The organism is Streptomyces sp. NPDC002884 (assembly GCF_040295245.1).
Classification (GTDB): Bacteria; Actinomycetota; Actinomycetes; order Streptomycetales; family Streptomycetaceae; genus Streptomyces.
In genome coordinates this window covers 437,355-451,278 of record NZ_JBEOVB010000005.1, presented here as the reverse complement: position 1 = coordinate 451,278, position 13,924 = coordinate 437,355, and the positions used below count along the sequence as shown (strand labels likewise).

At 67.2% G+C, this 13,924-nt stretch carries 9 protein-coding genes; 7 read left to right on the top strand and 2 right to left on the bottom strand.

All coding sequences use genetic code 11. The features are described from left to right. Positions 1-8 precede the first annotated feature (8 nt). Positions 9-533, bottom strand: a complete 525-nt coding sequence (locus ABT070_RS14305) for a hypothetical protein (protein ID WP_351759419.1) — start codon at positions 531-533, stop codon at positions 9-11. Positions 534-643: 110 nt separating this feature from the next. Next, positions 644-4,453 carry a GH92 family glycosyl hydrolase gene (locus tag ABT070_RS14300; protein WP_351759416.1) on the bottom strand — a complete coding sequence of 1,270 codons (3,810 nt, stop codon included), beginning with the start codon at positions 4,451-4,453 and terminating at the stop codon, positions 644-646. A 398-nt stretch (positions 4,454-4,851) separates the two neighbouring features. Here ABT070_RS14300 and ngcE point away from each other — a divergent pair, with 398 nt between their 5' ends. The 7 genes from ngcE to ABT070_RS14265 all read left to right on the top strand — a co-directional run bounded on the left by ngcE (position 4,852) and on the right by ABT070_RS14265 (position 13,835). After that, positions 4,852-6,315, top strand: coding sequence for an N-acetylglucosamine/diacetylchitobiose ABC transporter substrate-binding protein (gene ngcE / locus ABT070_RS14295; protein ID WP_351759413.1), 1,464 nt, complete (start codon positions 4,852-4,854; stop codon positions 6,313-6,315). 45 nt (positions 6,316-6,360) lie between these two features. Then, a complete protein-coding gene (locus ABT070_RS14290; protein ID WP_351759411.1) occupies positions 6,361-7,287 on the top strand; it encodes a carbohydrate ABC transporter permease in 927 nt (308 codons plus the stop codon). Between the two features lie 2 nt (positions 7,288-7,289). Next, positions 7,290-8,222 (top strand): carbohydrate ABC transporter permease, encoded by a 933-nt coding sequence (locus ABT070_RS14285; RefSeq protein ID WP_351759410.1) that lies wholly within the window; start codon positions 7,290-7,292, stop codon positions 8,220-8,222. Positions 8,223-8,989: 767 nt separating this feature from the next. Next, positions 8,990-10,189 (top strand): ROK family transcriptional regulator, encoded by a 1,200-nt coding sequence (locus ABT070_RS14280; protein ID WP_351759407.1) that lies wholly within the window; start codon positions 8,990-8,992, stop codon positions 10,187-10,189. A 123-nt stretch (positions 10,190-10,312) separates the two neighbouring features. After that, positions 10,313-11,413 (top strand): sugar ABC transporter substrate-binding protein, encoded by a 1,101-nt coding sequence (locus ABT070_RS14275; protein ID WP_451100186.1) that lies wholly within the window; start codon positions 10,313-10,315, stop codon positions 11,411-11,413. 296 nt (positions 11,414-11,709) lie between these two features. Further along, complete coding sequence (locus ABT070_RS14270) at positions 11,710-12,501, top strand: ATP-binding cassette domain-containing protein (RefSeq protein ID WP_351759404.1); 792 nt, start codon at positions 11,710-11,712, stop codon at positions 12,499-12,501. Then, positions 12,498-13,835 (top strand): sugar ABC transporter permease, encoded by a 1,338-nt coding sequence (locus ABT070_RS14265; RefSeq protein WP_351759401.1) that lies wholly within the window; start codon positions 12,498-12,500, stop codon positions 13,833-13,835. The genes ABT070_RS14270 and ABT070_RS14265 overlap by 4 nt, the downstream gene beginning before the upstream one ends. The last annotated feature ends 89 nt before the right edge of the window (positions 13,836-13,924 follow it).

Here is a 13,924-nt window from a genome sequence, read left to right as displayed (position 1 = left end):
GGGTTTGCCTAGGCGATGGCCGATCCGGTGCCGCGGGCGGCGCCGATGAGGTCGGTGAGTGCCGCGTCGTCGTAGACGGAAATGTCGACGAAAGCGCCTTCGGGCAGGTCGAAGTCCTGGACCTGGTAGTCCAGCACCGCCGTGGTCCCGGGCGGGCTGAAGGTGCCCAGGTCGTGGGTCACGCCGCCGGACGTGTAGCCGACCTTGACGTAGTACGTGTCACCGTCGTTGGCGGTGTCGTACACCCACAGCTTCTCGTCGTAGGGGTGGAATTCCACCTTGCCGACGAACGCCCCCGAGTCGGTCAGCTCCATCTTCACGGCCTGGCCGCCGGCGTCGCCGGCGAAGTACGTGTTGTCGAACGGGTCGGTGAGATTGCCGCCGCTGCACGGGCAGTTGTCGGTGTCGTAGTAGTAGGCGTGGAACACCGGGTTGGGGCTGTACGCCTGTGCCGGAGCCGCTGTCGCGAACAGGGCTCCCGCTCCCAGCGCCGCACCCGCGAGCAGCCCCGTGAACCGTCTGATGACGCTCATGTACCGCTGTCCCCCTCCATGACGGACCGCCCGGTGTCCGCCGGGCGGCCTCGTCATTCTGGAACACGGGTGACACGCGGTACAGCGGGCCATCGCTGTTGGTTACCGGATCAGGACAACAACTCCAGCTCTGCGAGGCTGACCTGGCCCGCGCCACCGGCGTCCGCGTCGACGACCAGCCGGTAGTGCGCGTACGTGCCCGGCCGCTCGAGTGTGAAGGCGCGTGTCTGCCGGTCCCACGGGAAGGTCTCGCCGGAGCGCCGGTCCAGGTCGGTCCACGTCAGCCCGTCGGCGGAACCCTGGAGCACCCAGCCCGTCGGTGCCTTTGTGTGGTCGGCCGACGTGAGGGTGTACTGCACCGCTTTGGCCGCGGCTGCGACCGGCAGGGCGAGCGGACCCGACACCGTTTCCTGCGTTGCCGAGGTGTCGTCGAACAGTGCGCCCGCGCCCTTCAGCACGTCCGCACGCGGCGCCGGCGCCTTGTCGTCCTGAGTGATCGAAACCGGTCCCGCGTTCTTTCCGGACCCCCACGACGAGGGACGCGGTCCCATGTCGAACTCCAGGACACCGCCCTGGGCGAGGAGTGTGTGGGGCAGCGAAGTCGATGTCCATGCACGGCCGTTGACCTTGAGGCCCTGTACGTACACGTTCTTGGCGCTGTTCTTCGGCGCCTTGACCACCAGGTCCTTGCCGTTCTCCAGGTGCACGGTCGCCTTGGTGAACAACGGTGAGCCGACGGCGTATTCGCCGCTGCCCATCACCAGCGGGTAGAAGCCGAGCGCGGAGAACAGGTACCAGGCCGACTGCTCGCCGTTGTCCTCGTCGCCGTGGTACCCCTGCCCGATCGAGCTGCCGCTGTAGAGCCGTGCGAGCACCTCGCGGGCCTTCGCCTGCGCCTTCCAGGGCTGTCCGGCCGCGTCGTACATGTAGATCGTGTGGTGGGCGACCTGGTTGGAGTGCCCGTACATGCCCATCCGCACGTCCCGCGCCTCCGTCATCTCATGGATGACGCCGCCGTACGAACCCACGAACTCCGGGGAAGCGGTTTCCGGGGTGGCGAAGTAGGTGTCGAGCTTCTTCGCCAGACCGTCGCGGCCGCCGTACAGGTTGGCCAGGCCCCGGCTGTCCTGGGGGGCGGTGAAGGCGTAGCCCCAGCCGTTCGTCTCGGTGTAGTCGTAACCCCACACCCGCGGGTCGTAGGCCTCCGACGCCACCCGCCAGTCGCCCTTGTCGTCCTTGCCCTGGAAGAACCCGGCCTTCGTGTCGAAGAGGTGCACATAACCCTGCGCGCGGTTGAGGAAGTACTCGGATTCCTCCTGGTAGCGCTTCTCACCGGTCTTGCGGTACAGGGCCTGGCCCATGCGGGCGATGCCGTAGTCGTTGAGGTAGCCCTCCAGCGCCCAGGACAGGCCCTCGTGCGTCGCCGTTCCCGTATAGCCGAGGAAGGGTGAGGTGGACATGCCCTTGCGGCCCACCCCGGACGCCGGGGGCACGACCGTCGCGTTCTTCAGGGCCGCCTCGTACGCCGCCTTGGCGTCGAAGCCGACTCCCTTGACGAACGCGTCCGCGAAGGCGACGTCGGACGAGGTGCCGGTCATCAGGTCGGCGTACCCGGGCGAGGACCAGCGCGAGGTCCAGCCACCGTCCTTGTACTGCTGGACGAAGCCGTCGGTCAGCCGACCGGCCTGAGTGGGCGTCAGCAGGGCGTAGGCGGGCCAGGTCGTCCGGTAGGTGTCCCAGAAACCGTTGTTGACGTACACCTTGCCGTCCACGATCTTCGCACCGGTGTGCGTCGGGGTGTCCGGGCCCGGCATCGGCGAGAACGGCGACGCGTACTGGTACGTCGAACCGACCTTCTCGAAACCGGAGTTGGGGTACAGGTAGAGCCGGTACAGGCTGGAGTAGAGCGTCGTGAGCTGGTCCTGGCTCGCGCCCTCGACCTCCACCGTGCCGAGGAGCTTGTCCCACTGCTGCTGGGCCCGCTGCTTGACGGTGTCGAAATCGGTGTCCTGCGGAATCTCCTGGCGGAGGTTGTCGCGGGCCTGGTCGACGCTGATGAGAGAGGTCGCCAGGCGCAGGGTGACCGTGCGGTCGGCGCCCGCGTCGAAACGCAGGTAACCCTTTACGCCGCTCGACGCACCGTCTGTCACCGGGGCGTCGAACTCGCCGTACACGAAGAGCCGGGTGGCTCCCGTCGACAGTCCCGACTTCACGTCCGAGTAACCGGTTACGACGCTGGCTTCCTTGTCCAGGGTCAGTCCCGCCTGGTCGGTCACGTTGTCGAAGACGACGCTGGCGTCCTCGCCCGGGTAGGTGAAGCGCAGAGCGGCCGCATGGTCGGTCGGCGCCATCTCCGCCGTGAGACCGTTCTCGAAACGCACTCCGTAGTAGTACGGGCGGGCGGTTTCGTTCACGTGCCGGAAGGCCAGGGCCCGCGCCGTGCGTCCGGTGTCCGGGACGTCGGCCGCGGCCGACGGCATCAGCTGGAAGGTCTGCCGGTCGCCCATCCACGGACTCGGCTCGTGACTCGCGCTGAACGCCTGGATCGTGGGCAGGTTGTCCGCGTTGTTGGCCCGCGCGTAGTCGTACAGCCAGCCCAGCGAGGACGCGTTGGTCACCGGCGTCCAGAAATTGAAACCGTGCGGCACGGCCGTGGCGGGGAACGTGTTTCCGCGCGAGAAGCTCCCGCTGGAGTTGGTGCCACGGGTGGTCACCGCGTAGTCCGACGGATGGGCCTTCGCCGCTTCAGGGGCGGCGGTGCGCAGCGCGATGTCGTCCACCCAGCCCCTGAACCGGGCCGGTCCGCCGGGGGAGTCGTAGGCGAGGAGGATCCGGTTGACCGTCTTCCCGGCCGCCACGGTCCCGATCCCCGACACCACGTCGTTCCACTGGTTGGTGTACAGCACCTTCGCGGCGCCCTGCCCGCTGGGCGACAGGGGGAAGCCGTACTGATCGCTCGCCCCGAGCGCGCTCAGATACGTGCCGTCAGTGAAAGCCAGGTCCACGGAAACATTTGTCGCGGCGTAGTCGCGGTCGCCCTCCGCCATCCCGGGGAAGATCCGGTACGCAAGCTGCGTGCGTGCGCCGACCCGGACGTTCACGTCGAAGACCTTGTTGTACGAGTACGCGTGGCCGGAAGCGGTGTGCCGACCCGCGTAGCGCAGCGCCCGTCGCCCGCTGAACCCGGCGCCCGCCTTCGCGGTCGGTGAGCCGCTCGGGCCCCGGTCGACCACGGTGAGCATGTCCGGCGGGACGGGCCCGTCGCTGCCGCCCGTGCCGAACCGCACGTCGGCGAGCTGGAGGATCCCGGCGCCGTGGTTGCGGGTGACCTCCAGCCGGAAGTGCCGGTACTCGGCCGGGGCCGCGAGGGTGTACGTACGGGTCTGGAACCGCTCGGCGAAGGACTCCCCGGTGCGGGTGTCGAGCGAGGTCCAGGCGGTGCCGTCCGCCGAGCCCGAGAGGGTCCAGTCGGCAGGGTCGCGCTCGGCGACGTCGTTGGCCGAGGTGAGGGCGTAAGCGTTTACCCGCGCGGGTTCGTCGAGATCGAACTCGACCCACCCGGTGGACGCGAACGCCAGCCACTTGGTGCTCGCCTCGCCGTCGACGAGGTTCTCCTTCACCTCGCCGCCGGCCGTGTTCTCCGCGCTCGCCCGGACGTCCGTGACCCGGTCGGTCACATCGCCGGGGAGCCCGCCGCCGTACCCGCCGTCCACTCCCGAGGCCCGTTTGCCTCCGCCGGGCGTGGTGTCGACGGTGCTCTGCCAGTCGGGGGCGTGTTCACCCGCCTCGAAGGACGAGGCGAACCCCCGGCCCGGTACCGGCACCGGGGAAGGCAGCGCGACCGCCGTCCCCTGTGCGCCGACCGTCATGACCAGAGCAGCCGTGATCACGACTGCCCGCAACCGTCTCAACCGTCGCATGCGAGAGCACCCTCCCCGCGCCGGACAACGCCCCGGACAACGTTGTCTTCCTGTGGCGCAGGAATCAGTAGGTGGCCAAGTGGACAGTGATGTCAAGGATGTTGATTGCGCCAGGCGGGGCCCATGTCATGCAATTTTCCGGCAAGCCACCCACCGGCCGGTCATATTTCCGGGAGGTCTCAACTCGGAAAAGACCAACGGCCAACCTTGCATTCGATCTTGCTCCGTTGGCAAGAAGTGGACTATACCTGTCGGCGATTCACTGTCGAATCCGGCGATGGCGTCCGACCGCATGATCCGTACGACCGCATGATCCGTACGACCCTGCTTGACCTGACCGCGGTGCCGGGAAGGATCCGGTGCACCGCCTGAGTCCTGGAGAAGGCGAGGACTTGAGCATGGGATCCCACTCCGAGAACATCGGCTCGAACAAGAACGGCTCCGCAGGTGTCGGCCGCCGAGACCTGATCAAGAGATCCGCGGCGCTCGGCCTGATCTCCGTCCCCACGATGAGCTTTCTGTCCGCCTGTGCCAGCAGTGGCGGGGGCGACGAGGACAAGGCCGAGGCCGGCAAGAAGACCGCGAAGAATCCACTCGCGGTCAACGACACCGCCCAGATGGAATTCGTCCTGTTCGACGGCGGTTTCGGCAAGGAGTACGCCGAGGACGCGGTCAAGATCTACGAGAAGGGCTTCCCCGGCGCGAAGGTGAAGTTCTCGGCCACCCAGAAGATCCAGTCGACCCTCCAGCCCCGCTTCAACCAGGGCACCCCGCCCGACCTCATCGACAACTCCGGCGCCGAGCAGATGGACATGGGCGTCCTGGTCGGCAAGAAACAGCTTGCCGACCTCACTCCGCTCCTGGACGCCCCGTCCTACGACGACCCGGGCAAGAAGGTGCGCGACACCCTGCGGCCCGGCATCGTCGAGATGGGTCAGTTCGACGGCGACCCGGTCTGGATCATGTACTACGCCTACACCGTCTACGGCGTCTGGTACTCGCAGAAGGCCCTGGACTCGCTCGACGCCACGTATCCCGAGACCTGGGACGAGATGCTCGCGGTCTGCGAGAAGGCCAAGAAGAAGGGCATCGCGGGCTGGACGTACGCGGGCAAGTACCCGTACTACCTCCCCTTCTCGCTGTACCCGATGATCGGCAAGGTGGGCGGTCGTGAAGTCCTCGACGCCATCGACAACCTGGAGCCGAACGCCTGGAAACACCCGGCAGTAAAGGTTTGCTTCGACGCCTACTACGAGCTCTACAAGAAGGGTTACGTCCTCCAGGGCACCCCGGGTCTGGACCACATCCAGTCGCAGACCGCGTGGGCCAAGGGCAAGGCCCTGTTCATCCCCAACGGCTCCTGGGTGGAGAACGAGTCGGCGAACGTCATCCCCGCGGACTTCGACCTGGCCGTCTCCGCGCCCACCGGAATCGACTCCTCCGACAAGATGCCCTTCGGCACCATCTGGGCCTCCGGCGGTGAGCCGTTCGTCGTGCCGGCCAAGGCGAAGAACACGGCGGGCGGCATGGAACAGCTGCGCATCATGCTCAGCGAGGCGTCCTCCAAGAACTTCACCTCCAAGGTGAAGTCGCTGACCGCGTACAACGGCGGCACCGACGGCATCACCCTCACCCCGGGCCTCAAGTCGGGTGTGGCGGCGCTGGACAAGGCCGGCGAGAACGTGGTGAATCCGCGACTTCAGGACTGGTACGTCCAGTTGCAGAAGGAGAAGATCGGGGTGTCCGGCCTCGGCGAGATGATGGCCGGCCGGCTCACTCCGGCCGAGGCGATCAAGAAGATCCAGGGCTACGCCGACGAGGCCGCCCAGGACACGACGATCAAGCATTACAAGCACCAGTGACGGTGAGAATCACGGCGAAGTATCCATAAAAGCACCGGAGTGGCGATGCAGCACGGCAAGTACCGGTTCATCGTGGGGTTCCTGGCGCTCCCCCTGGGACTGTACGCGCTCTTCGTGGTGTGGCCGTTCATCCAGTCCATCTACTACTCGTTCACGGACTGGACCGGCCTGAGCCCCGAATTCAAGATGGTCGGCCTGGACAATTACCGGAGGATGCTGGACGACGAGATCTTCTGGAAGTCCTTGCAGCACAGCTTGATGTTCGCGGTCGTGCTGCCGCTGGTCACGATCAGCCTGGCGCTGTTCTTCGCCTTCATGATCAATGTCGGTGGACGGCGAAGGAAGGGCGGCCCGGTGATCTCCGGGGTCCGCGGCTCTTCCTTCTACAAGATCGTGTATTTCTTTCCGCAAGTTTTGTCGATCGCCATCGTGGCGCTGCTGTTCGCCTTCGCGTACAACCCGGACAGCGGCGCGATCAACTCCTTCTTCCGGGGGATCGGGCTGGACGGTCTCCAGCCGCTCTGGCTCGGCGACCCGGATCTCGCGCTGTGGTGCGTGATGGCGGTGCTCATCTGGTCCACGGTCGGTTTCTTCGTGGTCCTGTTCTCGGCCGGCATGGCCTCCATCCCGGCGGACCTGTACGAAGCCGCCCTGTTGGACGGCGCGGGCCGGGCCGCGACGTTCTTCCGCATCACCCTGCCCCTGCTCTGGGACACCGTGCAGTCGGGCTGGGTCTACATGGGGATCCTCGCGCTCGGCGCCGAGTCGTTCGCGGTCGTGCAGATCATGACGACCGGACCCGGCGGCCCCGACTACTCGACCACCGTCATGGTCCTGTACGTGTACCAGAAGGCCTTCCGTGACGGTCAGGCCGCCTACGCCACCACCATCGGCGTCGCCCTGCTCGTCGTGACGCTGGCCTTCGCCGCCGTCGTGATGCGGCTGGGACGGCGCGAGCGGCTGGAGTACTGACGATGAAGACGACCGAAACCCCCGCGCCGCTGCCGGCCGAGTCCGGCTCGACCGTCCCCGTCACGAAGGTCGGCCTGTCCACCGGGAAACCGCCTACGGAGAAGAAAACGGAGGGAAGCGTTCTCAACGCCTTCTCCCACGGCATCCTGGTCATCTGGGCGATCATGGTCGTGCTGCCGTTGCTGTGGGCGGTGATGACCTCCTTCAAGAACGACAGCTCCATCTTCGGGTCGCCCTGGTCACTGCCGGACAAGCTGCACTTCGACAACTGGTCACGGGCCTGGACCCAGGCCAACATGAGCGACTACTTCCTCAACACCATCCTGGTGGTGGGCGGTTCACTCATCGGCACGCTGGTCCTCGGCTCCATGGCGGCCTACGTCCTCGCGCGTTTCGACTTCCCGGGCAACCGCTTCATCTACTTCCTCTTCATCGGAGGCATGAGCTTCCCGATCATGCTGGCGCTGGTCCCGCTGTTCTACGTCGTGAACAACATGGGCCTGCTGAACTCCATCCACGGCCTGATCCTCGTCTACATCGCCTACTCGCTGCCGTTCACGGTGTTCTTCCTGACGGCCTTCTTCCGCACGCTGCCGACCTCGGTGGCGGAGGCGGCCTTCGTGGACGGCGCCTCGCACAGCCGTACGTTCTTCCAGATCATGGTGCCCATGGCCAAGCCGGGCCTGATCAGCGTCGGTATCTTCAACTTCCTGGGCCAGTGGAACCAGTACATGCTCCCCACGGTCCTCAACACCGATCCCGACAAACGCGTCCTCACCCAGGGCCTGGTCCAACTGGCCGTCAGCCAGGGCTACAAGGGTGACTGGTCGGGGCTCTTCGCGGGTCTCGTGATGGCGATGCTCCCGGTGCTCGCCGCGTACATCGTCTTCCAGCGGCAGGTGGTGCAGGGGCTGACCGCCGGGGCGCTGAAGTAGGAGCGCGTCCGGTGTTCGGCCGGCGCCCGCGTCGAGACGCCCTTCGCGTCTGCGCGGGCGCCCGCTCCACGGGGGACCGCCCGCGCGGACTGCCCGCCACGTGTAGCCATCACCCTTCCGGTGCCTGCCCGTAGCGTGTCGCACCCGCTGTTCCGGGGCCTGCCCGTTGCGTCAGGCAGCCCGTTCCGGCGCCTGCCCGTGGCGTGATCCTTGTCCTCCCGGGCCGGCGTTCGTGGTCGTTCACGTCCTGCGCCGGCAGCCCGCCGCCGTTCGCGCCCTCGTTCGCGCCTTCGCCGGTCGTCCGCCGCGGCTTCGACGCGAGGCCGCGTCACCTGCGCTCTCATCCGGAAGCCGGCTCCCGCTCCGGGTTCCGGTTCCCCGCACGGACTCTGAAGGTGGCCGTGGCCGCGGATTGCCGGCCCGCCAAGGAAGTGTGGCGAAACCGGCTTCGCCTTCATTACCTGGCCCTCTGACGCTCATCCCCGCGGCCGCCAGCCCGCGCTCTCCCCGGGAGCTCACCCCTCCCCGCCCGCTTTCACCACCTGTTCTCTCCACGCCCCCGCCCCGGCCGAGCCCTGGCCGCAACGCCCCGCAGCCGCTCCCGCACACCCCGCAACCGTGGCTCGAACACCCTCCGTGTCTCTTCGCACGCATGCGGATACTGTTCAACCTCTTGACGGGAGGCGACCCGAACGGCTCAGCTTAGAGTTCACTAGTTGGACATAGACGGGGCCTCATTGAAGCGGTCCCGCGCGCAGGAGGTCGTCGTGGAGACTCCGGGGTCGCAGTCGTCGCTGCACCGAGCCAACTTGGAGCGGGTCGTACGCGCCGTGCGTCTGGCAGGGTCCCTGACGCAAGCGGAGATCGCCCGGACCACCGGTCTGTCCGCCGCGACCGTCTCCAACATCGTGCGTGAACTCAAGGACGGCGGAACCGTCGAGGTGACGCCCACCTCGGCGGGCGGACGAAGGGCGCGCAGCGTCAGTCTGAGCGGCGACGCGGGCATCGTCATCGGGGTGGATTTCGGCCATACCCACCTACGGGTCGCCGTGGGCAACCTGGCCCACCAGGTCCTCGCGGAGGAGTCCGAGCCGCTCGATGTGGACGCCTCCTCGACACAGGGCTTCGATCGGGCGGAACAGCTGGTCAACCGGCTGATCGAGGCCACCGGGGTGGACCGTGAGAAGGTCGCGGGAGTCGGTCTCGGCGTGCCCGGACCGATCGATCTGGAGTCCGGGACGCTGGGTTCGTCCGCCATCCTGCCCGGCTGGATCGGCACCAGACCCGCCGAGGAGATGAGAGGCCGGCTCGGCGTGCCCGTGCACGTGGACAACGACGCCAATCTGGGCGCCCTCGGGGAGATGGTCTGGGGCAGCGGCAGAGGCGTACGTGATCTTGCATACATCAAGGTCGCGAGCGGTGTCGGCGCCGGTCTGGTGATCGAGGGCAAGATCTACCGGGGTCCCGGTGGCACCGCCGGTGAAATCGGACATATTACACTTGACGAGTCCGGCCCCGTCTGCCGCTGCGGAAATCGGGGCTGCCTGGAGACCTTCGCGGCGGCGCGCTACGTGCTCCCGCTCCTCCAGTCCAGCCACGGCACGGATCTGACGATGGAAGGCGTCGTGCGGCTGGCGAGGGACGGTGATCCGGGCTGCCGTCGGGTGATCGCCGACGTGGGCCGACATATCGGCAGTGGAGTCGCCAATCTCTGCAACCTGCTGAATCCGAGCCGGGTGGTGCTGGGCGGTGATCTCGCCGAGGCCGGTGAGCTGGTGCTCGGTCCGATCAGGGAGTCTGTCGGCCGCTATGCGATCCCGAGTGCGGCGCGTCAACTTTCCGTTCTCCCGGGGGCACTTGGCGGCCGCGCGGAGGTGCTGGGGGCGCTCGCTCTCGCGTTGAGCGAGATGGGCGATTCGACCCTTTTGGACGGCACACTGACCGCGGCGACACCTGCCTTCACTTAGAGAACGAATGAGGCCGTTGCCATCTCGTTAAGTATTTACTTCTTGACGTCGAACTTGCGGCCGAGTTGACTTCGAGCCACCTCGGCCGCAGCGTTGCGGCCCTGTCAGGGAGGCACACCTCAAATGAACGCAACGATGCGTAGAGTCGTGATCGGCGCCACCGCCGTGTCCATGGCGCTTTCGATTGCCGCGTGTGGCAAGGCGGGCGACGACAAGGACAGCGACTCCGGCAGCAGCAGCTCGGGCAACAAGTCCATCGGCCTGCTGCTCCCCGACAGCGTCACCGCGCGGTACGAGAAGTTCGACAAGCCGTACTTCGACGCCAAGGTCAAGGCGCTCTGCTCGGACTGCAAGCTCGAGTACGCGAACGCCGCGGCCGACTCGGCCAAGCAGGCCCAGCAGGTCAGCAGCATGGTGACCAAGGGCGTCAAGGTCATCGTGATCTCCGCCCAGGACTCCGCCGCGATCAAGTCCTCGATCCAGTCCGCGGTGGACAAGGGTGTCAAGGTCGTCGCGTACGACCGCCTCGCTCAGGGCCCCGTCTCGGCCTACGTCTCCTTCGACAACGTCAAGGTCGGCGAGCTCCAGGGTCAGGCCCTGCTCGACTCCCTCGGCGCCAAGGCGACCCCCAAGGCCAAGGTCGTCATGATCAACGGTGACGACGCCGACCCGAACGCCGGTCAGTTCAAGGAAGGCGCTCACAAGGCCCTCGACGGCAAGGTCGACATCGCCTACGAGCAGTCCGGCCTCTGGAAGGACACGGTCGCCGCGCAGAAGATGTCCGCGGCCATCACCCAGCTCGGCGCCAAGAACATCGCGGGCGTCTACGCGGCCAACGACGGCATGGCCGGTGGCATCGCCAACACCCTCAAGGGCGCGAAGATCAGCGGCATCCCGCTGACCGGTCAGGACGCCGAGCTCGCGGGTATCCAGCGCATCGTCGCCGGCACCCAGTCCTCCACGGTCTACAAGGCCTTCAAGCCCGAGGCCGAGGCCGCCGCCCAGCTCGCGGTCGACCTGCTCGAGGGCAAGGACATCAAGGCCCTGGCCACCGAGACGCTGACCAGCGGCTCCGGCGACAAGGTCCCCTCGCAGCTGCTGACCCCGGTGTCGGTCACCAAGGCCAACATCAAGGACACGGTGATCAAGGACGGTCTGTACACCGTCGCGGACATCTGCACCGCCGAGTACGCCGCCGCCTGCAAGGCCGCCGGTCTCCAGTAGTCCGCCGGTCCTCTCGTAGGCACCCGGTCCCGAGGGCCCCTCTCGAGTCGCTTGTCGAGCCGGCCCTCGGGTCCCACCGACCGCTCAGCGGTCCCGTGAGACCTGTCCGACGCCCGCCCCACCTCATACCCCGCTGCCGGGGCGGGCGTCGGACGGAACCGTTGCCAAGCGCAGCGGATTCACGCATGTTCATCTTGTAAACCTCGTGCGACGGCATCGCGTACCCCGCGTGTCGCGCACATCCCTCCGCGCCTGTCTTTCAGCGCGGCATCCCCGCCGGTCAGGCGGCGAAGGAGATGGTTCACGTGTCCGCTACGCCCGTGCTGGCGTTGCGCGGAGTCTCCAAGCGATTCGGTGCGGTGCAGGCACTCACCGACGTCGAGCTGGAGGTTCACGCCGGAGAAGTGGTCGCCCTGGTGGGCGACAACGGCGCAGGAAAGTCCACCCTGGTCAAGACGATCGCGGGTGTGCACCCCATCGATGAGGGCGTCATCGAGTGGGAGGGAAGCGCGGTCAGCATCAACCGGCCGCACGACGCTCAGGGACTCGGCGTCGCGACCGTCTACCAGGACCTCGCCCTGTGCGACAACCTCGACGTGGTCGGCAACCTCTACCTCGGACGCGAGCTGCTGCACCGCGGCGTCATCGACGAGGTGACGATGGAGAAGAACGCCCGCGAGCTGCTGTCGACGCTCTCCATCCGCATCCCGAGCGTCCGCATCCCGATCGCCAGCCTCTCCGGCGGTCAGCGCCAGGTCGTCGCCATCGCGCGCGCCCTGATCGGTGACCCGAAGGTCGTCATCCTCGACGAGCCCACCGCCGCCCTCGGCGTCGAGCAGACGGCGCAGGTCCTCGACCTGGTCGAGCGGCTGCGCGAGCGCAACCTCGGCGTCATCCTCATCAGCCACAACATGGCCGACGTCAAGGCGGTCGCGGACACCGTGGCCGTCCTGCGTCTGGGCAAGAACAACGGCTCCTTCCCCGTGAAGGACACCAGCCATGAAGAGATCATCGCCGCGATCACCGGGGCCACGGACAACGCCGTGACCCGTCGTGCGGGGCGTCGCACCGCGGAGGCGGCAAAGTGAGCGACACGTCCAAGACCGTGAAGAGCGACTCCTCGGAGCCCGGGGGCGTGATCGAGGACCAGACCACCGTGGCCCCCGCCGACGACCCGACGGCCGCTCCGGTCGCCGTCGTCGACCCGCGCCTGCTGGTGCGGGAAGAGGGCTTCAAGGGTTACGTCACCGAGTTCAAGCGCAAGGTGAAGGGCGGCGAGCTCGGCCAGCTGCCCGTCGTCATCGGTCTGATCGTCATCTGGACGATCTTCCAGGCGAAGAACGACCTCTTCCTGAGCGCCGACAACCTCTCGAACATCAGCTACTTCATGTCGGCCACCGGCATGCTGGCCATCGGCCTGGTGTTCGTCCTGCTGCTCGGCGAGATCGACCTGTCGGTCGGTTCCGTCAGCGGCCTGGCGTCGACCCTGTTCGCCGTGTTCGTGGTGGACCACACCATGAACCCGTGGCTGTCGCTGGTCCTGACGATCGCCACCGGCGCCGGCATCGGCGCACTGCACGGCTGGTTCTTCGCCAAGCTCGGCGTACCTGCCTTCGTGGTCACCCTGGCCGGCTTCCTCGGCTGGAACGGTCTGATGCTGTGGCTGCTGGGCTCCAGCGGCACGATCAACATCCCGTCGGACTCCGGCCCGGTGCACCTGCTCGGCCAGAGCTCCTTCTTCATGGACCAGGCCATCATCGGCGCGTACCTGCTGGCCGGTCTCGCGGTCGTGCTGACCCTCGTCGGCAACTTCGGCGAGCAGCGCCGCCGCCGGGCCGCCGGTGTGCCGTTCCGGCCGACCGCCGAGATCCTGCTGCGCGTCGGTGCGCTGGCCGTCGCGTCCTTCCTCGCGGCGAGCGTGCTGAACAACGCCTCCGGTGTCTCCAACGCGCTGGTGATCTTCCTGGCGGCGCTGGTGATCGTCGACTTCGTGCTCCGTCGCACCACGTACGGCCGTAAGGTCTTCGCGGTCGGTGGCGGCATCGAGGCGGCCCGCCGTGCCGGTATCAGCGTGCCGATGGTCCGTATCACCGTGTTCGCCATCTCCGGTGGCTTCGCGGCGGTCGGCGGCATGTTCTTCGCGGGCCAGACGGCGTCCGCGACGCTGAACGCCGGTGGCGGCAACACCCTGATGCTCGCCATCGCGGCGGCCGTCATCGGTGGTACGAGCCTCTTCGGCGGCCGCGGCACGGTGTGGTCCGCCCTCCTGGGCATGCTGGTCATCCAGTCCATCCAGACCGGCCTCGACCTGCTGAACATGAACACCTCGATCCAGTACATGATCACCGGTGGTGTTCTGCTGGGCGCGGTCGTCATCGACTCCATCTCCCGCAAGAGCCAGAAGGCCGCCGGTCGCGGCTGACGCTCCAGGTGACACGACTGTGCCCGGCATCGTTCAGATGCCGGGCACAGTCGTGTCATAGGAAAGGCTCATTCTGGGTACGGCCGTTC

What these genes read in the sequence shown, in the direction of transcription:
- ABT070_RS14285 (WP_351759410.1), top strand. Translation starts at nt 7,290, where the DNA reads ATGAAGACGACCGAAACCCCCGCGCCGCTGCCGGCCGAGTCCGGCTCG.
- ABT070_RS14270 (WP_351759404.1), top strand. Translation starts at nt 11,710, where the DNA reads ATGGTTCACGTGTCCGCTACGCCCGTGCTGGCGTTGCGCGGAGTCTCC.
- ngcE (WP_351759413.1), top strand. Translation starts at nt 4,852, where the DNA reads ATGGGATCCCACTCCGAGAACATCGGCTCGAACAAGAACGGCTCCGCA.
- ABT070_RS14300 (WP_351759416.1), bottom strand. Translation starts at nt 4,453, where the DNA reads ATGCGACGGTTGAGACGGTTGCGGGCAGTCGTGATCACGGCTGCTCTG.
- ABT070_RS14275 (WP_451100186.1), top strand. Translation starts at nt 10,313, where the DNA reads ATGAACGCAACGATGCGTAGAGTCGTGATCGGCGCCACCGCCGTGTCC.
- ABT070_RS14305 (WP_351759419.1), bottom strand. Translation starts at nt 533, where the DNA reads ATGAGCGTCATCAGACGGTTCACGGGGCTGCTCGCGGGTGCGGCGCTG.
- ABT070_RS14290 (WP_351759411.1), top strand. Translation starts at nt 6,361, where the DNA reads ATGCAGCACGGCAAGTACCGGTTCATCGTGGGGTTCCTGGCGCTCCCC.